This is a genomic window from Dermatophilaceae bacterium Sec6.4, from assembly GCA_039636865.1.
GTDB lineage: Bacteria > Actinomycetota > Actinomycetes > Actinomycetales > Dermatophilaceae > Allobranchiibius.
Map to the genome: position 1 here is coordinate 2,624,844 of CP144172.1, position 23,279 is coordinate 2,648,122.

At 67.2% G+C, this 23,279-nt stretch carries 18 protein-coding genes; all 18 read right to left on the bottom strand.

All coding sequences use genetic code 11. The annotated features are described in order from the left end of the window. Positions 1–69 precede the first annotated feature (69 nt). The 18 genes from pyrF to V3G39_12595 all read right to left on the bottom strand — a co-directional run bounded on the left by pyrF (position 70) and on the right by V3G39_12595 (position 23,273). Positions 70–975 carry an orotidine-5'-phosphate decarboxylase gene (gene pyrF / locus V3G39_12510; GenBank protein XAS75476.1) on the bottom strand — a complete coding sequence of 302 codons (906 nt, stop codon included), beginning with the start codon at positions 973–975 and terminating at the stop codon, positions 70–72. Next, positions 972–4,277, bottom strand: coding sequence for a carbamoyl-phosphate synthase large subunit (gene carB / locus V3G39_12515; GenBank protein ID XAS75477.1), 3,306 nt, complete (start codon positions 4,275–4,277; stop codon positions 972–974). Before carB ends, pyrF begins: the two co-directional genes overlap by 4 nt. A gap of 2 nt (positions 4,278–4,279) precedes the next feature. Next, complete coding sequence (carA, locus tag V3G39_12520; protein XAS75478.1) at positions 4,280–5,446, bottom strand: glutamine-hydrolyzing carbamoyl-phosphate synthase small subunit; 1,167 nt, start codon at positions 5,444–5,446, stop codon at positions 4,280–4,282. Then, complete coding sequence (locus tag V3G39_12525; GenBank protein XAS75479.1) at positions 5,443–6,741, bottom strand: dihydroorotase; 1,299 nt, start codon at positions 6,739–6,741, stop codon at positions 5,443–5,445. Before V3G39_12525 ends, carA begins: the two co-directional genes overlap by 4 nt. 22 nt (positions 6,742–6,763) lie before the next feature. Next, the gene (locus V3G39_12530; protein ID XAS75480.1) at positions 6,764–7,690 is read right to left on the bottom strand and encodes an aspartate carbamoyltransferase catalytic subunit; all 927 of its coding nucleotides are present in this window, start codon (positions 7,688–7,690) and stop codon (positions 6,764–6,766) included. Then, the gene (gene pyrR / locus V3G39_12535; protein XAS75481.1) at positions 7,687–8,307 is read right to left on the bottom strand and encodes a bifunctional pyr operon transcriptional regulator/uracil phosphoribosyltransferase PyrR; all 621 of its coding nucleotides are present in this window, start codon (positions 8,305–8,307) and stop codon (positions 7,687–7,689) included. The genes V3G39_12530 and pyrR overlap by 4 nt, the downstream gene beginning before the upstream one ends. 162 nt (positions 8,308–8,469) lie before the next feature. Beyond that, entirely contained in the window at positions 8,470–11,637 is a 3,168-nt protein-coding gene (locus V3G39_12540) for a glycoside hydrolase domain-containing protein (GenBank protein ID XAS75482.1), read from the bottom strand. A 32-nt stretch (positions 11,638–11,669) separates the two neighbouring features. Beyond that, positions 11,670–12,083, bottom strand: coding sequence for a transcription antitermination factor NusB (gene nusB, locus V3G39_12545; protein ID XAS75483.1), 414 nt, complete (start codon positions 12,081–12,083; stop codon positions 11,670–11,672). Positions 12,084–12,090: 7 nt separating this feature from the next. Continuing rightward, positions 12,091–12,651 carry an elongation factor P gene (gene efp, locus V3G39_12550; GenBank protein ID XAS75484.1) on the bottom strand — a complete coding sequence of 187 codons (561 nt, stop codon included), beginning with the start codon at positions 12,649–12,651 and terminating at the stop codon, positions 12,091–12,093. 87 nt (positions 12,652–12,738) lie between these two features. Next, positions 12,739–13,815, bottom strand: a complete 1,077-nt coding sequence (gene aroB / locus V3G39_12555; protein XAS75485.1) for a 3-dehydroquinate synthase — start codon at positions 13,813–13,815, stop codon at positions 12,739–12,741. Next, positions 13,812–14,321 carry a shikimate kinase gene (locus V3G39_12560; GenBank protein ID XAS75486.1) on the bottom strand — a complete coding sequence of 170 codons (510 nt, stop codon included), beginning with the start codon at positions 14,319–14,321 and terminating at the stop codon, positions 13,812–13,814. Before V3G39_12560 ends, aroB begins: the two co-directional genes overlap by 4 nt. Continuing rightward, positions 14,315–15,535 (bottom strand): chorismate synthase, encoded by a 1,221-nt coding sequence (gene aroC / locus V3G39_12565; protein XAS75487.1) that lies wholly within the window; start codon positions 15,533–15,535, stop codon positions 14,315–14,317. The genes V3G39_12560 and aroC overlap by 7 nt, the downstream gene beginning before the upstream one ends. A 13-nt stretch (positions 15,536–15,548) precedes the next feature. Continuing rightward, positions 15,549–16,403 (bottom strand): shikimate dehydrogenase, encoded by an 855-nt coding sequence (locus V3G39_12570; protein XAS75488.1) that lies wholly within the window; start codon positions 16,401–16,403, stop codon positions 15,549–15,551. Beyond that, positions 16,397–17,665, bottom strand: a complete 1,269-nt coding sequence (mltG, locus tag V3G39_12575) for an endolytic transglycosylase MltG (GenBank protein XAS75489.1) — start codon at positions 17,663–17,665, stop codon at positions 16,397–16,399. The genes V3G39_12570 and mltG overlap by 7 nt, the downstream gene beginning before the upstream one ends. Beyond that, positions 17,662–18,177, bottom strand: a complete 516-nt coding sequence (gene ruvX / locus V3G39_12580) for a Holliday junction resolvase RuvX (GenBank protein XAS75490.1) — start codon at positions 18,175–18,177, stop codon at positions 17,662–17,664. The genes mltG and ruvX overlap by 4 nt, the downstream gene beginning before the upstream one ends. Then, positions 18,174–20,879, bottom strand: a complete 2,706-nt coding sequence (gene alaS, locus V3G39_12585; GenBank protein XAS75491.1) for an alanine--tRNA ligase — start codon at positions 20,877–20,879, stop codon at positions 18,174–18,176. Before alaS ends, ruvX begins: the two co-directional genes overlap by 4 nt. A 130-nt stretch (positions 20,880–21,009) precedes the next feature. Then, the gene (locus V3G39_12590; protein ID XAS75492.1) at positions 21,010–22,119 is read right to left on the bottom strand and encodes a dipeptide ABC transporter ATP-binding protein; all 1,110 of its coding nucleotides are present in this window, start codon (positions 22,117–22,119) and stop codon (positions 21,010–21,012) included. After that, complete coding sequence (locus tag V3G39_12595; GenBank protein ID XAS75493.1) at positions 22,116–23,273, bottom strand: ABC transporter ATP-binding protein; 1,158 nt, start codon at positions 23,271–23,273, stop codon at positions 22,116–22,118. Before V3G39_12595 ends, V3G39_12590 begins: the two co-directional genes overlap by 4 nt. Between the last annotated feature and the right edge of the window lie 6 nt (positions 23,274–23,279).

The following is a 23,279-nucleotide window of genomic DNA, read 5'->3' on the forward strand; positions in this document are numbered from 1 at the left end:
GGGGAAACCTAATGCGGTGCAGGCCCGCTGCGGCAATCCGGGGTCGGTGTTTCTGATCTCACACTGACCTCACGCACTGCATCGCAGTGCATCGGCCGTCCGGCGGGCGGCTGCCCGCAAAACGTGGGCATCGGGGCCTGCGGACAGCACATCACGACTGCTGGCTGCCAGCACCCTGGATCGAGCGGTGCCGAAGACCGCGTCCAGCTCGGCCGGACCTGCGCCCTGCGCGCCCACACCCGGTGCGAGCACCGGTGTCACACCGGTCTCGAGCGCGAGATCGTGGGCTGCCTGACCCACGGTCGCGCCCACCACCAGTCCGATGCTGCCGAGCTCGCCGCGGTCGCGGGCAGCTTCATTGTCACGGTCGGCACCCGCCGCGACGGCTCGGGCCACGCTCACGCCGTCGTGCATCGCGTGCTGCACCGCGGCGCCCTCAGGGTTGGAGGTCAGCGCGAGGACGAATATGCCGCGACCCTGATCGTGTGCGAGATCGATCGCCGGTCGCAGCGACTCGTACCCCAGGTAGGGGCTGAGGGTGACGGCGTCGGGAGCATGCGGGCCCTCGCGCAGGTACGCCTCGGCGTAGGCCGACATCGTGCTGCCGATATCGCCGCGCTTCACATCCAGCACGCTCAACGTGCCCAGGTCACGCAACCCTGCGACCACCTCTTCCAGCAGCGCCATTCCCCCGGATCCGAAGACCTCGAAGAATGCCGACTGCGGTTTGACCGCAGCCACCTCGGCGCCGAAGGCCTCGACACAGGTCATCGCGAACGTGCGCACCCCGTCGAGCGTGTACGGCAGCCCCCACGACTGAACCAGCTCGCGGTGCGGATCGATCCCGGCGCAGAGCGGACCGTATTCACGCATCGCCACAGCGAGGCGCACGCCGAAGGGTGGCGCCTTGGGCAGTGCCGGCGCGGATGTCGTAGCCGACGCCGCCTCAGAGGGGGTCAATTCAGAGGGGGTCATTGCGCGGTGTACTCGAACAGTCCCTTGGCGTGCTCCTGCAACGGCTTGACCCGCATCGGGCCGGCGAGCTGCGATTCGATGCCCTGCACCGCGGCGGCCAGCTGCTGAACAGTGGTGATGATGGGCCTGTCCATGCTGGTGGTCGCGGCTCGGATCGCGTATCCGTCCGCGCGGGCGTCCTGACCGGAGGGGGTGTTCACGACCATCGCCACCTCCCCGCCCAGGATGCGGTCCACGATGGTGGGCTCACCCTCGGGGCCTACGCCCTCGCTGTGCTTGCGCACCACCTCGGCGTGGACGCCGTTGCGGCGCAACACATCTGCAGTTCCCGCCGTGGCCAGCAGATCGAAGCCCAGATCGGCGAGTCGTTTCAACGGAAAGATCATCGCCCGCTTGTCGCGGTTGGCGACGGAGACGAAAATCGTGCCTTTGCGCGGTAGGCCGGTGACCGCGTGCAGTTGACTCTTTGCGAACGCCGATCCGAAATCGTCGTCGATGCCCATCACCTCGCCGGTCGAGCGCATTTCCGGTCCGAGCAGACTGTCGACGACCTGACCCTGCGTGGTCAGGAAGCGCTTGAACGGCAGGATTGCCTCTTTGACGGCCGTAGGTGCAGTCGAGGGCAGCGTGCTGCCGTCGCCGGTGCTGGGAAGGATGCCCTCGTCGCGTAGCTGCTGGATGCTGGCGCCCAGCATCACCCGTGCTGCTGCCTTTGCCAGCGGCACCCCGGTCGCCTTGGCAACGAACGGAACCGTTCGACTCGCGCGAGGGTTGGCCTCCAGGACGTACAGGATGTCCTGGGCGAGCGCGTACTGCACGTTCATCAGGCCCCGTACACCGATGCCCTCCGCCAGCTTGCGGGTGTACCCACGCACCCTGGCGACCTCCGCCACCCCCAGGGTGACCGGGGGCAGCACACACGCCGAGTCACCGGAGTGGATCCCGGCCTCTTCGATGTGCTCCATGATGCCGCCGAGATACATGTCGTGCCCGTCGTACAGTGCATCCACGTCGATCTCGATCGCATCGTCGAGGAAGCGGTCGACCAGGACCGGGTGCTCCGAGGAGGCCTGGGTGGCCCGGGTGACGTACTGCTCCAGGGTTGCGTCGTCGTAGACGATCTCCATTCCGCGCCCACCGAGCACGTAGGAGGGCCGCACCAGCACCGGATAGCCGATTTCGTGGGCGACGGCGACCGCTTCGCTCGCGCTGTAGGCCGTTCCGTGCTTGGGCGCCGGCAGACCCGCTTCCGCGAGTACCCGCCCGAATGCGCCGCGGTCCTCGGCCAGGTCAATGGCCTCCGGGGAGGTACCGACGATCGGCACACCCGCTTCCTTCAGCGCCTTCGCGAGCCCGAGCGGAGTCTGCCCACCGAGCTGCACGATCACTCCGGCCAGCGGCCCGGCGGCACGCTCGGCGTACACGACCTCCAGCACGTCCTCCAAGGTGAGCGGCTCGAAGTAGAGGCGGCTGGAGGTGTCGTAGTCGGTGGAGACTGTTTCGGGGTTGCAGTTGACCATCACGGTGTCGAACCCGGCATCCCGCAGCGCGAATGACGCGTGCACGCAGGAGTAGTCGAACTCCACGCCCTGCCCGATCCGGTTCGGACCAGAACCCAGGATCAGTACGGCCGGGCGCTCGCGGGGCGCGACCTCGGTCTCCTGGTCGTAGGTGGAGTAGTAGTAGGGCGTGTGCGCTGCGAATTCGGCGGCGCAGGTGTCGACCGTCTTGTAGACCGGGCGGACCCCGAGCGCGTGCCGCACGCCGCGCACGACGGCTTCTGGCATGTCCCGCAGCTGAGCGATCTGGGTGTCGGAGAAACCGTGCCGCTTGGCCAGCCGCAGCAGCTTCGCGGTCAGTTCCGGCTCGGTGCGCACCCGCTCGGCGACAGAATTGATCAGCTCGATCTGGTCCAGGAACCACGGGTCGATCTTGGTGGCGTCGTGGACTTCCTCGACCGACAGTCCCGAGCGCAATGCCTGCTGGACGAGCACAATGCGCCCATCGGTCGGTGTACGTGCCTGGTCCAGCAGCGCCCGACCCATCGCCTTGGACGGTTTCGCCTCCGGGTCCCAGTGGAAGGCCGCTCCGACGCGCTCCATCGAGCGCAGTGCCTTCTGCAGCGCCTCGGTGAAGTTGCGACCGATCGACATGGCCTCGCCCACCGACTTCATCGTCGTGGTCAGCGTCGGGTCGGCCGCCGGGAACTTCTCGAACGCGAAACGGGGCACCTTGACCACGACGTAGTCCAGGGTGGGTTCGAAACTCGCGGGGGTCGCCTCGGTGATGTCGTTCGGCACCTCGTCCAGGGTGTAACCGATCGCCATCTTCGCGGCGATCTTGGCGATCGGGTACCCGGTCGCCTTGGAGGCGAGGGCGCTGGAGCGGGAGACCCGCGGGTTCATCTCGATCACGATGATCCGACCGTCGGCGGGATTGATCGCGAACTGGATGTTGCAGCCGCCGGTCTCGACGCCCACCTCGCGGATGATGGCGATGCTCACGTCGCGCAGCCGCTGGTATTCGCGGTCGGTCAAGGTCAGCGCGGGGGCGACGGTGATCGAGTCACCGGTGTGCACGCCCATCGGGTCCAGGTTCTCGATGGAGCAGACGATCACCACGTTGTCCGCGTGATCGCGCATGACCTCCAGCTCGTATTCCTTCCAGCCCAGGATGGATTCCTCCAGGAGCACCTCGGTGGTGGGGCTGGCCTGCAGCCCGGCGCCCGCGATACGTCGCAGCCCTTCCTCGTCGTAGGCGAAACCGGAGCCGAGCCCGCCCATCGTGAACGAAGGACGCACCACCATCGGGTAACCGAGGTCGTCGGCGATCGCCAGGCAGTCCTCCATCGTGCGGGCAATGGTCGAGCGGGCCGACTCAGCGCCGCACCGTGCCACCACGCCCTTGAAACGCTCGCGGTCCTCACCGAGCTCGATGGCCTCGACATTTGCGCCGATCAGCGGGCAGTTGTACTTTTCCAGCACGCCCGCGTAGTGCAGCGCGATCGCGGTGTTCAGCGCGGTCTGCCCGCCCAGGGTCGCCAGCACGGCATCGGGGCGTTCGGCCGCGATGATCGATTCGACGACGGCCGGGTTGATCGGCTCAACGTACGTGGCGTCGGCGAACTCCGGGTCGGTCATGATCGTCGCGGGATTGGAGTTGACCAGGATCACCCGCAGACCCTCGTCGCGCAGCACTCTGCAGGCCTGCGTGCCCGAGTAGTCGAACTCGCATGCCTGACCGATCACGATCGGTCCGGAGCCGATGACCAGAACGCTATTGATGTCTTCGCGACGAGGCACGCTCAGGACTCCTTGCTGGTGGTCATCAGGTCGATGAAGCGGTCGAAGAGGTAGGCGGCGTCGTGCGGACCGGCCGCGGACTCCGGGTGGTACTGCACCGAGAACGCCGGCAGGTCCAGGCATTCCAGACCTTCGACGACGTCGTCGTTGAGGCAGATGTGCGAGACCCTGACCCGGCCGAACTGCGCACCGGCGGGAGCCTGCGACTCACCCTCCAGCGGCGCATCCACGGCAAAACCGTGGTTGTGCGAGGTGATCTCGACCTTGCGGGTACGGCGATCCAGCACCGGTTGGTTGATTCCCCGGTGCCCGTACTTCAGTTTGTAGGTGCCGTAGCCGAGCGCCCGACCCAGGAGCTGGTTACCGAAGCAGATGCCGAAGAACGGGATGCGCGCCTGCAACACCTGCTGCAGCAGGTGTACCTGCGGAGCGGTCGCGGGGTCACCGGGACCGTTGGAGAAGAACACCCCGTCCGGCGCCAGCTCGGCGATCTGCTCGAACGTTGTGTCCGCCGGAAGCACGTGCACCTCGACCCCGCGGGCCGCGAGGTGCAGCGGTGTCGCAGCCTTGATCCCCAGGTCGAGAGCAGCGACGGTGAACCGCTTCTCACCGACTGCGGGCACCACGTACGGCTGTGCGGTCGACACCTCCGAGGCGAGTTCGGCTCCGACCATCGCAGGCGCCTCGCCCACTCGTGCCACGAGGTCGCCACGCAGCTCGTCGCCGGAGAAGATACCCACCCGCATCGCCCCGCGTTCGCGAAGGTGCCGGGTCAACGCCCGGGTGTCAATCCCGCAGATGCCGACGATGTGCTGATCGCGCAGGTCCTGCTCCAGGCTGCGCACCGAGCGCCAGTTGGAGGGTCGCAGCGCGGGATCGCGCACCACATAACCCGCGACCCAGATCCGCGCCGATTCCCCGTCCTCGTCGTTGACGCCGGTATTGCCGATATGCGGCGCCGTCATCACGACCACCTGGCGGTGATAGCTCGGGTCGGTGAGCGTCTCCTGGTAACCGGTCATGCCGGTGGAGAAGACCGCCTCGCCGAAGGTGACTCCGGTGGCGCCGTACTGCTCACCGGCGAAGGTGGTTCCGTCCTCCAGGACGAGCGTTGCCGGGCCACGGTCGAGCACATCGATGGTGGCTGAGGAATTGTCGGGTGAATTCACGGGTGCACCTCACCGTCGAGCAACGTGGCCCGACCTCGTAGGTAGGTGGAGTGCACGGCGCCGTCCAGCGCGACGCCGTGCCAGGGGTTGTTGCGGGACAGCGAGCGGGAGTCCGCACGGTCGACGATCGTGCGGCAGGACGGGTCGAACAGCACCACATTCGCGGGCGCACCGTCCCGCAGGCCTCGCCCGTGACCGGCCAGACCCGCGATCCGTGCCGGTGTCGTCGACATTGCCGCCGCCACCTGCGCCCAACTCATCGCACCGTCGCGCACCATCACCGTATGGACGACCTGGAGAGCCTGCTCCAGCCCGAGCATCCCGAATGCGGCCTCCTCGAAGGCGTGCTCCTTGTCGTGGCGCGCATGTGGGGCATGGTCGGTGGCGACGGCGTCGATGGTGCCGTCCGCGAGTGCTTCGCGCAGCACGAGGATGTCCTCGATCGGCCGCAGCGGCGGGTTGACCTTGAAGGTCGGGTCGTAGGTCGAGACCTTTTCCACCGGCAGCATCAAGTGGTGCGGTGTGACTTCCGCTGTCACATCGATACCTGCCGCTTTCGCCCACCGGATGACCTCGACGGCACCAGGTGTGGAGACATGCGCGATATGCACGCGACTACCGGTGTGCCGGGCCAGCATCACGTCGCGAGCGACGATGACCTCTTCGGCAACGGCGGGCCAGCCGGGCAGACCGAGCCGTCCGGACAGTTCCCCTTCATGGGCGCACGCCCCCGGTCCGGCAAGGCGCGGGTCCTGCGCATGCTGCGAGACGACACCGCCGAAGGCTTTGACGTATTCCAGGGCCCGCCGCATGATCCGCGGATCATGCACGCACCTGCCGTCGTCAGAGAAGACCCGGACACCGGCGCGTGAGCGAGCCATCAGCCCCAACTCGGCCAGCTGCTCACCTGCCAGCCCCTTGGTCACCGCACCGATCGGTTGCACATCGACGAGGCCTGCCCTGCGACCCAGATCCAGGATGCGCTCGGCGGCTTCGGCGGTGTCGGTGACCGGGTCGGTATTGGCCATTGCCAGTACGGCGGTGAATCCGCCGGCCGCAGCGGCAGCCGATCCGGTCAGGACCGTCTCGGCGTCCTCCCTGCCGGGTTCGCGCAGATGGGTGTGCAGGTCCACCAGTCCCGGCAGCACGATGAGCCCGTCGGCGTCGATCCGGCGCGCATGGCCCGGTATGTCGGCAGCAGCCACTTCCCGGCGTACGACGCCGTCGATCAGCAACAGGTCTGCACGACCCTCCCCGACGATGTTGCCGCCATGGATCAGGTACGTGTCGCTCATCCGTGCCTCTTGCCTCGATGGGTTATTCACCGGCGCCTCCCAGCAGGTGGTAGAGCACACTCATGCGGATCGCGACGCCGGCCGAGACCTGGTCCAGGATCGCCGAGCGCGCTTCGTCGGCCGCGTCTGCGGTGATTTCCAGGCCGCGATTCATCGGACCGGGGTGGGCGATGACCGCGTCGGGGCGCAACAGCGCCAGCCGTGCACGGGTGAGGCCGTACCCGACGGTGTACTCGCGTGGCGTCGGGAAGTACCCGCCGTTCATCCGTTCCTTCTGCACGCGCAGCATCATCACGGCATGCGCATCGGGCAGGACAGCATCCAGGTCGTAGGACGTGGCGAATCCGGCCGCCGCACTCCACGCGGCGATACCGCTGGGCATCAGTGTCGGCGGCGCCACGAGGGTGACCTGCGCACCGAGTGTCTTCAACAGCAGCAGATTGCTGCGCACGACCCGGGAGTGGGTCAGGTCGCCCGCGATGACGATGTGCTTTCCGGCCAGGTCGCCGATGCGCCGGCTGATCGTGTAGGCATCCAGCAGCGCCTGAGTGGGATGCTCGTGCGTCCCGTCGCCGGCGTTGATCACCACAGCGTCGATCCAGTCGGCCACCTGTGCGGGCGCACCGCTCGCGTGATGCCGGATCACCATGGCGTCCACGCCCATGGCCGCCACTGTCGTCACGGTGTCGCGCAGCGACTCGCCCTTGCTGACCGAGGACCCTTTGGCGGAGATGTTGATGACGTCTGCTGACAGCCACTTACCCGCGATCTCGAAAGAGGATCGGGTGCGCGTGGAGTCCTCGAAGAAGAGGTTGACCACCGTACGACCGCGCAGTGCCGGCAACTTCTTGACGTCGCGGTGCTGTACCTCGTGCATCTGGGTGGCGGTGGCCATGATGGCCAGGATCTCGTCCCGGTCCAGATCCGCCGCAGACAGCAGGTGCTTCACTGCGTCACCTGGTCGCCGCTGCGAACCGGATCCGCGACGCCGGGCGGGGCGATCATCCGTACCTCGTCCACCCCGTCGTCTTCGACCAACGACACGTGGACCCGTTCACTGAGAGCCGTGGGCAGGTTCTTGCCCACGTGGTCGGCCCGGATCGGCAGCTCGCGATGACCCCGGTCGATCAGGACCGCGAGGCGCACCGCCCGGGGACGACCCAGATCGCCGATCGCGTCCAGGGCGGCTCGCACGGTGCGTCCGTGGAAGAGCACATCGTCGACCAGGACAACGACGGCGTCGTCGACACCGACCGAGGGGATCTGGGTCGCGGCTGCGGCGCGGATCGGCTGAGTGCGGAGGTCGTCGCGGTACAAGGTGACGTCCAGCGTGCCGGTCGGGACCACGACGCCCTCGACATCGGCGATGGCATCGGCGAGGCGGGCGGCAAGCGTGGCACCGCGCCTGGGGATACCGAGAAGCACGAGATCTTCGGCACCTTTGTTGCGTTCGAGCAACTCGTGCGCGATGCGGCGTAGAGCTCGGGATATCTCCCGGTCGGACAGGACCACCCGGCCGAGGGAAAAAGCCGGATCAGCGGATGTGGCGGGGTCTGCACGCGTCACAGCGTCAGGACCTCCTTCGCCGCCTCGCAGGACGGATCGTTAAAGGATGTCTGTCGGAGTTGAGAGTAGCCCTTTCGGGATCGAGGTCGCGTCACGGTCCGACAGATGGTTGCCGGCTGCAGGGTCGGCCGGGGCAATCGACCCGGTATCGCCGGCCCGCGGTCAGCTCAGGTAGGCCGAGACGTCGACGATGAGGGTCAGGGTGGTCGAGGACCGGTTGGTGAAGGTCAGCGTGCCGTTTGCGGCAATCGGCATCAGCGCCGTGTTCGAAACCGGCCCGCCGCGGCCGAACTCGAACAGCGAGGCCGCCCCGGACGCGCCACCTGCAAGAGATCCGCTGGCGCCCACCGGGCCTACCGACATTGCCACCTGCACGCCCTTCGCGCTGCTGGGCAGCGGCGTGCCGTAGGTATCACGCACGCGGACCGAGACGGACCGGTCGGCAGCCAACTGGAAGCGTTGCGGATGGACGGCGGTACCAGCCGCACTGGAGAGCACCCGGGTCTGCGGCACCTGGGTCCACTCACCCTGATCTGCAGGGCTGCCACCTCCGTATGCCTGCACGTCGACCAGCAGCTGCAGCGCCATCGGTGAGCGATTGGTGATCGTTATCGTGCCGTCCCGTTGCAGCCGGATGAGCGCGGTACCAGCGACGGTCGCCCGCGGCCCGAAGTTCAGGACCGACGTGCCGGTGGCGCCGTTGACCGTGAGGTAGCCGGCAGCCCGTGGGGCGGCCGCCGTCAGATTGAGCAGGGCCGCGGTCGTGCCGGATCGCACGGGAGACCCCGGTGCCCCCGCGATCCGCAGTCGGACGGTGCCACCGGCCGGTATCGCGCCGATCCTGGCGTTGGAGGCGCTGCCGTGCCTGGTGTCGACCAACCGGGTCTGCGGGGTCACCGTCCAGCGGTCCCCCGCCCGCGACGCGAACGCCTGCACGTCGATGACCACCTGCACCGACGCCTTGCCGTGATTGACGAACGTGACCTTGTGACGGGTGAGAGGGAACAGCCTGGACGTCGACGAGACCAGCGAGGCACCGAATGTCACCGGTGCCGAGGGGGTCGTCAGCCAGCCGCTTCTGGAGGACTCGACGGTTACCTGCAACTGCGCGCCGGTCGCCCACGAGGGCACCGGCGAGCCGCGCAGGCCCGACACCGCGACGGTCATCGAAGCTCCGGGCGCCAACGCCCGACGCACCGGGTTGTAGGACGTGCCGCGACGGGTGTCCAGCAACCGCACCGGCGTCACCGCCGTCAGCCGGGTCGCCGGGGTGGGGACCACCGCAGCAGAGGCGACTGCCGGGCCCGCTCCCCCGCTGTTCTTCGCAACGACAGTGAACCGGTACGACATCCCGTTCTTCAGACCGGTGATCGTTGCCGTTCGCGCAATTGCCCGGACAGTGACCGATCGGCCTCCCGGCGACGCGGTGACCGTGTACGCGGTCGGAGCCGCACCTGACGCGGAAGCTGTCCACCGCACCGTCGAGGACGAGTCGGCAACCGACGCAACCACCTGCCGCACGCCGGCCGGAACGGCCGCCGCCGACGACCCGATCGGCTGGAACCACAGCGCATCGGCCGCGAGCCGCGTGCCGGCGGGGCTCCCCGCGTTGTCGGCGAGGTGAGCCACGACCCTGCCCGTCGCCCGCACCGTGAAAGTGGTGACCGGCCGGTAGCCCTTCGCGCCGGCTTGGGTGATGACTGAACTCGCGGAGACGCCCGCACCGGTGATCGTGTAACGCACTTTGGCAGTGCTGTTGGAGGCGGGAAGATACGCCATCGCCCGGTAGGTGCCGGGGGTCAGGTCTACCGACCAGCTCGCTCCGTTGACCTCACGGGATGCGCCACTGCTACCGGTCCAACTGGCCTGACCGCGCAGCCCCTGCCCCGCCATCGAATGCCAGGACGACATCGGACCGGTCCACCTGAAACCCGCGCCGACCGGGCCCGTCACCCGGTTCCCGTAGCCGACGGGGGTCGCATTCCCGGACAGCCTCGTATCGATCCAGTTCGCATCGAACTGCAGACGGACTCCGCCCCAGGTCTCGGTGATATTGCCCGCGTACTGGTGCATGCGTTGGTTGCCGGCCCACTTCGTGTCAGGAAAGTCGGGGAACTTCGACTGGACAAGGTTGTCGGCGATGCCGTTCCAGTAGGCGATCCACACATCGTCCGGCGCGACGAAACCCCTTGCCGCGCGGGACATATCGCTCATCATGGACTGCGGGCCGCCGTAGACACCCGAGCGGTAACCCGACCGGTGCAGTGCGGCCGTCCAGGACGACATGAAGGACAGCACCGTCGCGCGACAGGTCGGGCTGGACCCATAGTCCTCCATGTCGTAGTAGAGCGTGCGGCCGGGAGCAATTGCGAAGTGGCGCGCCTTGGCCACCGCATCGGTTGCCGCAGCAGTGCCCTGACTGGACGCCGACGACGGGGAGATGGTCCGCGGTCCGCGGTTGGTGACACACGGCGCCTGCAGACCCACGTAGATCGGGATCAGACCCCACCCGGCTGCGCTGACCGACGTCACCCAGGACGCCGAGAGGTTGCCGTCTCCGCAGGCGCGCTGCGAACCGCCGATGTAGATACCCGCTGCTCGGAACCGAGAGCTCTTCCAGGCGTTCATCGTCTTCAACGACGGCGCGGCGCAGGTGTCGATACCCAGTCCGGTGAACACACCCGTCGCGGGTGCCGCTGCCGTGGCCGGTCGCGCATCGGCGGGTACCCGCGAAGCAACCCGATCGACGCCGCCGGCGAAAGAGGGTGCGGATGAGGGGTTCGTGCTCGCGGCCGAACGATCGGCTGGGGCCACCGACCCGGTCGTGGCAGCCATTGTTGCCAGCACCTGATCCACTGCGGTTCGCGACGAACCCCAGGTTGCCTGGACGACCACGTCGCGGTCGGCGACAGCTGCGATCTGCGACCCCGATGACGGGTCAGCGGCGATGTCGGCCCGTACCGCGCCGATCCGGCCGTTGACGCGGGCGGTTCGGGCGGCTGCAGGAGCCAACCACACCGTGTCCGCTCGTCCGACCAGATGGGCTGGACAGTCCTGTTGAGCTGCGGCTGCGCCGAGGTAGACCGTCGACACGTCCAGGCGTACGCACGCGCTCGGCGTCCTGTCCAGGTCGATGACGCGCCACGAGAGGGGTACCCGCAGCGATACCCCTCCATAGGACACCGAGCGCGTCGGTGACGTTCCAGCAGCCGTCGCTTGGACGTCGTGCGAAGCCGGCGGGATGGGAGCAGCGGCCGCGGCGGTCAACTGGCCGGAGCCGGCGACGATGGCTGCGGTCAGCAGCGAGGACAACACACCGCGAAGGGGCACTCGGACTCCAGCTGTTGGCGTTACACGATGCTTCAGCTCAGAGTGTGCCGGATGCTCGCGACCTGGGAGAGCAAACCGCTCATAAACTTAGGAGATTCATCAGTGGACAGCTGAGCGGCAAGGTGGGTGGCCTCCGCGATGGCGACCTTCTCCGGCACGTCGTCGTTGTAGGACAGTTCCCATACGGCGAGCCGCAACAGAGCACGATCCACCGCCGGCATCCGCTCCATCGGCCAGCCCCGGCTGTAGGTCTCGATGGTCTCGTTGATCACCGACCAGTGCTCCACGACACCGCGAACCAGCACTGCCGTGTATTCCGGCAGCGGAGCCGGCGTCACGGGCTCCAGGACCCGTGCGTCCAGCAACGTCACGGCGTTGACGCCGCGCTGCTCGGCCTCGAAGAGCAGGTCGACTGCGCGCTTGCGAGCTTTCGTGCGTGCGCCCATGCTCCGGTCAGCTCACGCGGCCGAGGTACGAGCCGTCGCGAGTGTCGACCTTCACCTTGGTGCCGGCCTCCAGGAAGAGCGGTACAGCGATCTCGACACCGGTCTCCAGGGTCGCGGGCTTGGTACCACCGGTGGAGCGGTCACCCTGCAGACCAGGCTCGGTGTGCGCGATCTCCAGTACCACCGAGGTCGGCAGCTCGATATAGAGCACGGCGCCGTCGTGGGTCGCGACGATGGCCTGCATGTTCTCCAGCAGGAAGTCGGCAGCAGAACCCACCGTCTCTGCCGGGATGGTCATCTGGTCGTAGTTCTTGACGTCCATGAAGACGTAGTCCGCGCCGTCCTTGTACAGGTACTCCATGTCGCTGCGGTCCACTGTTGCGGTCTCGATCTTGATGCCCGCATTGAAGGTGCGGTCCACGACCTTGCCGGAGAGCACGTTCTTCAGTTTCGTCCGCACGAAGGCCGGGCCCTTGCCGGGTTTGACGTGCTGGAACTCCACCACTGCCCACAGCTGCCGGTCGATCGACAGGACCATGCCGTTCTTCAGTTCATTCGTGCTCGCCACGTGCTCGTCATCCTTCAGGTCGTCAGGTAGTCGCTACCGCAGGGGAGCGACGGTCGAGTCTACCGGCCGCAGTTGCCGGCGCCCGAATCAGCGTTCCGCGCTGACGGCGTCGTACGCCGCCCGCAGGTCCGCATCGGACGGGCCCTGCAGTCGGGTGACCTGCGCGATGCCGGTCAACGCCACGAAGCGCAGCAGATCGCCGCGCGTCTTCTTGTCACGGCGCATCGCCGCCAGCAGTTCCTCGAAGCGCCCGCCGCGATAACTGGTCGGAAGACCCAGCGAAGTCAAGATCTCGCGATGGGCCGCCACCAACCCTGCGTCGATCAACCCGGCCCGCCTGGACAGTTCAGCGACGTAGACCATCCCGACCGACACCGCGTCGCCGTGCCGCCAGGTGTAGTGCTCGACCTGTTCGATGGCGTGGGCGAAGGTGTGCCCGTAGTTGAGGATCTCGCGCAGGGAGGACTCCCGCAGATCGGCGGCCACGACCCGCGCCTTGACCGCAACGGCCCGGTGGATGAGCTCCGGGAGCACGTCCCCGCGAGGGTCGCAGGCCGCACCTGGGTCGACGCGGATCAGCTCCAGGATCTGTGGATCGGCGATGAAACCGCACTTTGCGACCTCGGCGAGGCCCGCGGCCAGGTCCGGCGCCGGCAGGGTGTCCAGCAGATCGAGATCGGCGAGCACGGCGAGCGGCTCGTGGAACGCACCGACGAGGTTCTTGCCCTCGGGGGTGTTGATACCGGTCTTACCGCCGACCGCTGCGTCCACCATTCCCAGCACTGTCGAGGGCAGCTGGATCACCCCGACCCCCCGCAGCCAGCTCGCGGCGACGAACCCGCCCAGGTCGGTGGTCGCTCCCCCACCGAGCGCGACGATCACATCCGATCGGGTGAAACCGGCTTCGCCCAGCACCGACCAGAGCCGCGTCATGACATCGACCGTTTTGGCGTGCTCGGCATCCGGAAGCTGCTGCACCAGGACCCGTCGACCCGCAGCCCTGAGCGCCTCTGCGAGCTGTTCGGCGCGCTCGGCGAGAACCGGCGCATGCACCAGCAGCACCCGGGTCGCGGCTGCCGGCACGACCTGCGGCAGCTGCTGCAGGACGCCGTTGCCGATCACCACGTCGTATGCCGTCCCGACGGTGATCGTGGTGGCGTTCAACGAGGCTCATCGTCGTGCAACAGCGCCACGACCTCGTCGGCGATGCTGTCCGGGGAGCGTCCACCGGTGCCCACCCGCCATGTCGCGAGCGCCTCGTAGGTCGGTCTGCGCACGGTCATCATCCGCGTCCAGGCCGCCCGCGGATTGACCGCCAGCAGCGGCCGGGACCCATCGAATCCGACCCGTCCGGCGGCGTCCCTGATCGTCACGTCCAGGAAGACCACCGGCAGGTCGCGCAGCAGACCTGCCGTGTCGGGGTGCATCGCCGCTCCACCGCCGAGCGCCACCACGCCGTCGCCGAGAACGCCGCGGGCAACTGCCTGCGCCTCCAGCGCGCGAAAGGCCGGCTCACCCTGCTCGAGGAAGATGTCGGAAATACTCAGACCCGTCTCGTCCTCGATGAGCTGATCGGTATCCACGAACGGGGCTGCGAGACGCTGAGCGACCAGCGCGCCGACGGTGCTCTTACCGGCGCCTGGCGGGCCGATCAGCACGAGCGTCACCATGTGCGCAACTGCTCGGGGATCGAGTTCAGATAGCCGCGGTGGTTCCGGGAGGTCTCCTGCAGGCTGTCGCCGCCGAATTTCTCCAGGCATGCCTCCGCCAGCACCAGGGCCACCATTGCCTCCGCGACCACGCCGGCCGCAGGCACAGCGCAGACATCGGAACGCTGGTGGATTGCGGTGGCTGCTTCCCCCGTCATGGTGTCGATGGTCTGCAACGCCCTGGGAACCGTGGAGATCGGCTTCATCGCGGCCCGCACCCGCAGCATCTCTCCGGTCGACATGCCGCCCTCGGTACCACCGGCGCGGCCCGTCGTGCGGCGGACGATTCCGTCCTCCCGCACGATCTCGTCGTGCGCCTGCGACCCGGGGCGCGCCGCCGTACGGAACCCGTCCCCGATCTCGACACCCTTGATGGCCTGGATCCCCATCAACGCAGCCGCAAGCCGGGAATCAAGCCTGCGGTCCCAGTGCACGTGCGATCCCAACCCGGGCGGAACGTCATAGGCGATGACCTCGACCACCCCGCCGAGCGTGTCCCCCTCGGCGCGGGCCGCGTCGACCGCAGCGACCATCGCCGCTGAGCCCACCGCATCCAGGGTGCGTACCGGATCAGCATCGAGCGCATCGACATCATCCGGCCCGGGGAGGGGCGCGTCCTGTGCGACGGCCGCGCTACCGATGGCAACGGTGTGCGATACCAACCGGATTCCGTAGGCCGACTGCAGAAAACGAGCCGCGACCTCGCCGAGAGCGACCCTCGCGGCGGTCTCGCGCGCCGAGGCGCGTTCGAGCACCGGACGGGCGTCGTCGAACCCGTATTTCTGCATACCGACCAGATCGGCGTGGCCGGGACGAGGCCGGGTCAGCGGCTTGTTTCGGGCCAGCTCCTTCGGCGCGCCCACATCGTCGGCATCCGCGAGCGCGGCGTCGTCGACCGGGTCCGGGCTCATCACCGTCTGCCACTTGGGCCATTCGGTGTTCGCGATGAGGATCGCCACCGGCGAGCCCATCGTCAGACCGTGCCGCACACCACCGGTGAACTGCACCTGATCCTGTTCGAATTTCATCCGTGCCCCACGCCCGTACCCGAGCCGGCGGCGCGCCAGGGCGCCTACCAGATCCGAGGCGGTGACCGGGATTCCGGCGGGAAGTCCCTCGATCACCGCGGTGAGGGACGGGCCGTGGGATTCCCCGGCGGTCAGCCAACGCAACATGGTCCGAAGTTTGTCACGAGGCGGGTATGCCCTGTGCAGCCCGTCCGGCTGTCTGCATCGCGGCCAACGGCGCCGGCAGACCCGTCATCAGTCGTACCTGCTCGGCGCCCTGATGAATGAGCATCTCGATCCCCGGTACCACGCGGAATCCGACCCGCTGCGCCGCCAGACCCAGCGGGGTGGGCCACCCCGCGTAGACCACATCCAGCAGCACGCCCGGTGGGCACCCCCGATCATCGCTCAGGTCCTTCATCGCGGCGGCGACCGGATCGGCGGCACCGGCAGGCAGAGTGCTGACCACGACAGCTGCGGACACCGTCGCTGCGGGCGCATCAGCAAGGGAGATCACCGTCGCCGTGATTCCCATGTCCGCGGCCTGGCGCAACGTCTGGTCTCGGGCACGATCGCGCACAGCCAACGTCACGTCGGTGATTCTGAGCTCTTTCAGTGCTGCGAGAGCCGATCGCGCGGTCGCCCCCGAACCCAGCACGAGGGCCGAACCGCCTGCTGCCCGCCGCACACCGGCATCCACGAGTGCTGAACAGATGCCGGCGACGTCGGTGTTGTGAGCCTGCCACCGGTCGCCGTCATGCACGAGCGTGTTCGCGGCACCCGTCTGGCGGGCCACCTCCGAAGCGTCATCTGCCAGGGCCAGTGCGGCTTCCTTCAGCGGCATCGTCACCGACAGCCCACGCCATTGCTCATTCAGTCCTGCGACGAAAGCGGGTAGCTCCTCGGGCTCCAGGCGGTGCAGCTCGAAGGTCCACTGCGAAAGCCCGAGCGCCACATACGCGGCGCGGTGCAGCACCGGAGACAACGAGTGCGCCACCGGGCTGCCGACGACGGCAGCGCGCTGCCGACTCAGCATTTGCCGGGATGTGCGCCGCACCAGGTCTGGAACTGTTTGACCGCAGCCTGATGCTGCGCGGCGGTGGTGGAGAAGACCGTCTGACCGGTGGCCAGGTCGACTGTGACGAAATAGATCCAGCTGCCGGGTGTCGGGTTCAATGCCGCCTTCAGCGCAGCTACTCCGGGATTGTCGATCGGACCCGGCGGCAGGCCGGGGCGCTTGTACGTGTTGTAGGGGCTGGCGGACTCCCTCGCCTTGCCGCTGGTGGTGACCGTGCCGCGGCTCTTCAGCACGTAGTTGACCGTCGAATCGAACTGCAGCGGCATCTTGGCCGCCAACCTGTTGTCGATCACCCGGGCGACCTTGCCCTCATCCTGGGTGCGGCTGGCCTCGGCCTGGACGAGGGAGGCGACAGTGGTGACCATGGCGAGTCTGTCAGCTGCGATGTTCAACGCGGCTGTCTGTTTCTTGAACTGCGTCACCATGGTTTTCAGCTGCACCTGTGCGCTGGCACCCTTGGGGAAGTTGTAGGTCGAGGGAAAGAGATACCCCTCCACTTTCCCGCCCGCTGCGACCGGGAGTCCCAGACTCGCGGCGGACACCTTGGCGTAGTCGGCGAGCGGGACCTTGGTGGCCTTCGACAGACGCGCATAGATTTCAGTGGCCCACAACCCCTCGGGAATGGTGACACCAGCGAGCTTGGTCCCCGGTTGCAGCAGCAGGGCGAGGGCCCCCGCCGAGCTCATCTGGCTACGCATCCGGTAACTGCCCGGTTGCAACGCGGCGAAACCTGCACTGCCGGCTGCCAGATCGGTAAAGGTCGACGCGGACTTCACGACGCCCGCCTGCTGCAGTGTCTGCCCGATGGCTGCGCCGCTGTCACCGGGCTGAATGACGATGGTCACGGTGCCGGTACCAGGGCCCTGGTAGTCGCCGCCGGCGGCGTTGGAACTGAATGAGGGAAGCCACGAAGAACCCAGCGCCCCGATCGCGAAGATCAGTGCTGCCCCGATGACCACGACGCCGATGACCATGGCCAGGCAGCCACGGATCGCGGATTTACGACCATCGTCGGCCACGGGGCTTTTTTTGCCGGAGGGACGCGGCTGGGGACGCTCACGGATCTCGCGTCGCGAGGTGGCCGGCCTCGCCGGAACGGCTATTGGCAACGTGGGGTCGGCGGGGTCTCCGACCGGCGGCTGACGTCGCGGGTGTGCGGTGGTGGCGCCATCGTCGTCGGGCGCACCGAAGATCGCATCCCCCAGATGGGAGTTGTTCATGGCAGCCTTTCTTGCCCCGACGGGGTACGCCGAGAACGGTGCCGCGGCTTGCGGGCACCGACAACTTCTCCGGGAGCGTTACCGGAAAGTCTTTCTGCGTCAAGGGCAGACTGCAGAATCACTGCCGCGGCCTGCTGGTCGATCACGCTGCGGCTACTGCGGGCGGTGCGCCCTGCCGCGTGCAGCGCCCGCTGAGCGTCGACGGTGCTGAGTCGTTCGTCGACCAGACGAACGGGCACACCAGGGGTGCGCTCATCCAATGCGACCGCCCATTCACGGGCGGTCGCAGCAGCGGCTCGTTCGGTGCCGTCCATCGAGCGCGGCAGGCCGACAACGATCTCCAGGACCCCGCGCTCCCGCGCTTCCTGCGCAATGGACGAGGTGTCGTTGACCGCATTTGGATCGCGCGGCACCGTGCGCAGCGGGGTCGCCAGCAGAGCATCCGGGTCGCACAGGGCCACCCCGACGCGCACCGAACCCACGTCGACCCCGAGCCGGACCCCTGGCCTCATCGAGCGGTGACGACCTGACCTACCGCGTGCTCGACCCCGACGAGAGCCTGCCCGGTCTTGGAAGCGTCGCTGCCGCCGCCCTGAGCCAGGTCCGGCTTACCACCGCCACCACCGCCCAGCACGCCTGCGGCGACCTTGACCAGATCACCGGCTCGAATACCCCATTCGCGGGCCAGGGCATTGGTCGCGATCACCACCACCGGCCGGTTCTTGCTCAGCCCGGTGACGGCCACCACCGACGGTGTGGCGTCCGCGAGTTGATCGCGCAACTGCAGGACCAGGGCGCGCACCTCCTCGCCACTGAGGTCGCCGGCATCGTGACCGATGTAGCGCACGCCGAAGACGTCCTGGGCGCCCGCAAGGATGTCCGCGGCGCCGGCGAGAACCTCAGCCTGACGCATCTTGGCAATTTCCCGCTCCGCGTCCTTGACCCGGGCCAGCAGCTCGGAAATACGCTGCGGTAATTCACCGGGTTGCACCTTCACCAGGCCCGACAGCTCAGCGACCAGCGCCCGCTCACCGGCCAGGTAGCGCAAAGCATCCATCCCGACGAAGGCCTCGACACGTCGGACCCCGGAACCGACCGACGATTCACCGGTCAGGGTCAGCGCCCCGACCTGCGAGGAATGCGCGACGTGGGTTCCACCGCACAACTCCCGCGACCACGGTCCCCCGATCTCGACCACGCGCACTTGTTCGTCGTAGGACTCACCGAACAGCGCCAGCGCGCCCCAGTCCCGCGCCTGCGGCAAGGTCATGTACTGCGCCGAGACCGGCAGGTCGCTACGCACTGCCAGGTTCGCGACCTCTTCGATCTCCGAGCGCGTCTCGGGCGACAGGGCCGATCCCCACGCGAAGTCCAGTCGTAGATAACCCGGTTTGTTGTACGAACCGGACTGCAGCGCCGACGGGCCGAGCACCTGCCGCAGCGCGGCGTGGATCACGTGCGTGCCTGAGTGCGCCTGACACGCGGCTATCCGCCAGTCGGGGTCGACGTTGGCCTGCACCTGTTCGCCGACCTGCACGGGGGTCTCACCGACCCGCACGGTGTGCACGACCAGCCCCTTGACCGGACGCTGCACGTCCAGCACCTGCAGGGTGCCACCGGGCGTGACGATCTGCCCGGAGTCGGCGATCTGACCACCGGATTCTGCGTAGAACGTCGTGCGGTCCAGGACCACCTGACCGGTCGTACCCGGCTCCAGCTCCTGCTCCCGCTGACCGTCGCGGACCAGACCTACGATCGACGCGTCGCAGGACAGGTGCTCGTAGGCCTGCCAGTCGGTCGCACCGAGCGACAGCAACTGCGTCCAGACGCCGACGTCGGCATGGCTGGCTTTCTTGGACTTCGCGTCCGCACGTGCGCGCGCGCGCTGCTCCTGCATCAGGAACCGGAATCCGGCCTCGTCCACGGCCACGCCCTGCTCGCCCGCCATCTCCAGGGTCAGGTCGATCGGGAAGCCGTAGGTGTCGTGCAGTTGGAAAGCCGACGCGCCGGACAGTTCCCCGGCGCCTGCGCCCTGCTGTCTCTTCACCTTCGATACAGCCGTGTCCAGGATTGTGGTGCCCTGATCCAACGTGCGGCGGAAGGCGTCCTCCTCGGCGTAGGCGATCTGGGCAATGCGCGCGAAGTCGGTATCGAGCTCGGGGTAGCTGGCCTTCATCCGGTCCCTGCTCACCGGGAGCAGCTCCGGTAGCGCATGGTCGCGGTACCCCAGCAGACGCATCGCCCGCACGGCGCGCCGCAGCATCCGGCGCAGCACATACCCACGCCCCTCGTTACCCGGCGTGACGCCATCACCGATCAACATCAGCGAGGATCGGATGTGGTCGGCCACGACCCGCAGGTGGACATCGTCGGGGTGGGAGCTGTTCGCCGCATGCCCGGACTTGGCACCGTAGGTGCGACCGGTCAGCTCCGCCGCCCTGGCCAGGACCGGGTAGACCTCGTCGATCTCGTAGAGGTTGTCCTTGCCCTGCAGCACCGAGGCCATCCGCTCCAGGCCCATCCCGGTATCGATGTTCCTGCGCGGTAGCGGCCCGCTGACGTCGAAGTCGGTCTTGCCGCGGAAGGCGGACAGCTCCTCCTGCATGAAGACGAGGTTCCAGATCTCCATGAAGCGGTCCTCATCGACCGCCGGTCCACCGTCAGCGCCGTACTGCTCGCCACGGTCGTAGAAGATCTCCGAGCTGGGACCGGCCGGACCGGGAATACCCATGCTCCAGTAGTTGTCGTTCGCGTCGCGTCGCACGATGCGCTCGGTTGGGATGCCGATCCGGTCGCGCCACAGCTCGTAGGCCTCGTCGTCGTCGGTGAATACCGTCGGCCACAGGCGATCGGCGTCCAGGCCGTATCCCCCGTCCGCCTGGCTGGTTGTCAACAGTCCCCAGGCCAGGTCGATCGCACCCTCTTTGAAGTAGTCGCCGAAGGAGAAATTGCCATTCATCTGGAAGAAGGTGCCATGCCGAGAGGTCTTGCCGACCTCTTCGATATCACCGGTCCGCACGCACTTCTGCACACTGGTGGCCCGATCCCAGGCCGGCTCGCGCTGACCCAGGAAGTACGGCACGAACGGCACCATTCCCGCGTTGACGAACAACAGATTCGGATCGTCGTAGATCAGCGATGCGCTGGGTACGACGCTGTGCCCGTTGTGCTGGAAGTAGGCAAGCCAACGGCGGCGGATCTCGGCGGTTTCCATGAGACTTCCTGAGGTGGGCAGCGATCGCTGCATCGGGCGAGCAGCGCAGCCGACCTTACAACCGCACACGCAGTCGGCCCGCACCTACGTGCGAGCCGACCGATGCTGTGCAGCTGAGCGGGCAGTGCGATCAGGCCGGCGTCGCCCCGTGACCTGCTGCGGGTCGGTGGCTGGAGGGCGTTCCGTCGGCGGGCCGGTCGAGGGTGATCGAAGGGAAGAAACAAGCCAACTGGTGATCGCGTCCGTCGTCCGCCTGCTCCAGCGGCGGCTCTTCGATGGCACACACGTCCTGTGCTTTCCAACAGCGGGTGCGGAACACGCATCCCGACGGCGGATGCTGCGGACTCGGTAGATCACCGGTAAGCAGGATGCGTTCGCGGTCGTTCTTGCGAGCAGGATCCGGTATGGGCACCGCGGACAGCAGTGCCTGCGTGTAGGGATGCTGCGGCACCTCGTACAGCGTCTCGCGGTCAGCCACCTCCATCACCTTGCCCAGGTACATCACCACCACCCGGTCGGAGATGTGACGGACCACGGACAGGTCGTGCGCGACGAAGATATAGGACAGGTCCAGCTCGTCCTGGATCTCCTCCAGCAGGTTGATCACCTGCGCCTGAATCGATACGTCCAGCGCGGATACCGGCTCATCACAGACGATCAGCTTCGGCTTCAGGGCAACCGCGCGCGCCACGCCGATCCGTTGACGTTGCCCGCCGGAGAACTCATGCGGGTAACGGTTGTAGTGCTCGGGGTTCAACCCCACGCGGGCCATCAACTCCTGGACGGCCTTCTTGACGCCCCCCTCAGGGTCGATCTTCTGGATCTCATAAGGCGCAGCAATGATGCTGCCGACCGTGTGCCGAGGGTTCAGCGATCCGTACGGGTCCTGGAAGACCATCTGCATCTCCCGACGCAGCTTGCGCAGATGCGACCCCTTGGCATCGGTGATGTCCTCGCCGTCGAAGCTGATACTGCCGCCCGTGGGCTCCAGCAGCTTCAACATGGTGCGACCGGCCGTCGACTTACCGCAGCCGGATTCACCGACGAGGCCGACGGTTTCACCACGACGGACGGTGATGTCCAACCCGTCCACGGCCTTGACCGGCGCATCCGCGCGACGAATCAACCCACCCTTTTTTTGCGGGAAGTACTTCTGCAGGCCCTTCACGACGAGCAGGTCGTCCTTGGGCTGCACGGCTGTTGAACCGGACTTGAGACCATCCTGAGGTTGCGTGCTCATACGTTCTCCTGGAATTCGTCCGCCGAAGCGGATTCGGTCTCCGGCCTACTGAACTCTTCGCTGATCTTCGACATCTGCTCCGGGTTGTCCGACTCGGGATCACCGGCAATCTCGTCGCGATCCTTGTCGGTCAGGAAACACCGTGCCTCCTGAGTGCCGATCTGGTAGAGCTCCGGCTCGACAATGAAGCATTTGCGCTCAGGGACACGGCCTGAGTAGGCACACCGAGGATTGAACGAACATCCGCGCGGCAGGTTGATCAAGGACGGCGGATTGCCGGGAATCGGGTCCAGCTTATCGGCCTTCGGTCGGTCGAGGCGGGGCATTGAGGCCAGCAGGCCCCAGGTGTAGGGGTGCTTGGGGCGCGCGAATGTATCGAGAACCGCGCCCTTCTCCACCGGCCGACCGGCGTACATCACCAGGATGTCGTCGGCGATATCGGCGACCACGCCGAGATCGTGGGTGATGATGATGATGGCCGACCCGAACTCGTCCTGCAGCTCCACCATCAGATCCAGAATCTGGGCCTGCACCGTGACATCCAGCGCCGTGGTCGGCTCATCCGCGATGAGCAGCTTCGGGTTGTTGATCAGCGCCATCGCCACCATCGCACGTTGCCGCATACCGCCGGAGAACTCGTGCGGGTACTGGTCGATACGCCGGGCCGGTGAAGGAATACCGACCTTGCTCAACATCTCCAGGGTCCGCTCGCGCGCCTCCTTCTTACTCGCCTTGGGGTTGTGCACCCGATAGGCCTCGACGATCTGCGCGCCCACTGTGTAATAGGGGTGCATCGCTGACAGCGGGTCCTGGAAGATCATCGCGATGTCTTTTCCGCGCAGGTGTCGGTATTCCTCATCGCTGATGTCGGTCAGCTCGCGACCATCGAATTTGATCGACCCGGATACCTGCGCGGACGTACCGCGCTGCAGGCCCATGATGGCGCTGCTACTGACCGATTTACCGGATCCGGACTCGCCGACGATGCCCACGGTCTTACCCGCAGCGAGGGTGAAACTCACCCCGTCAACTGCCTTGACCAACCCGTCCTCTGTCGGAAAATGGACCGCGAGGTCTTCGACCGCCAACATCACTGAATCGCCAGGACGGTCGTCATCGGGCGCGCTCTTGCTCCCTGTCACAGCTGTACTCATCAGTGC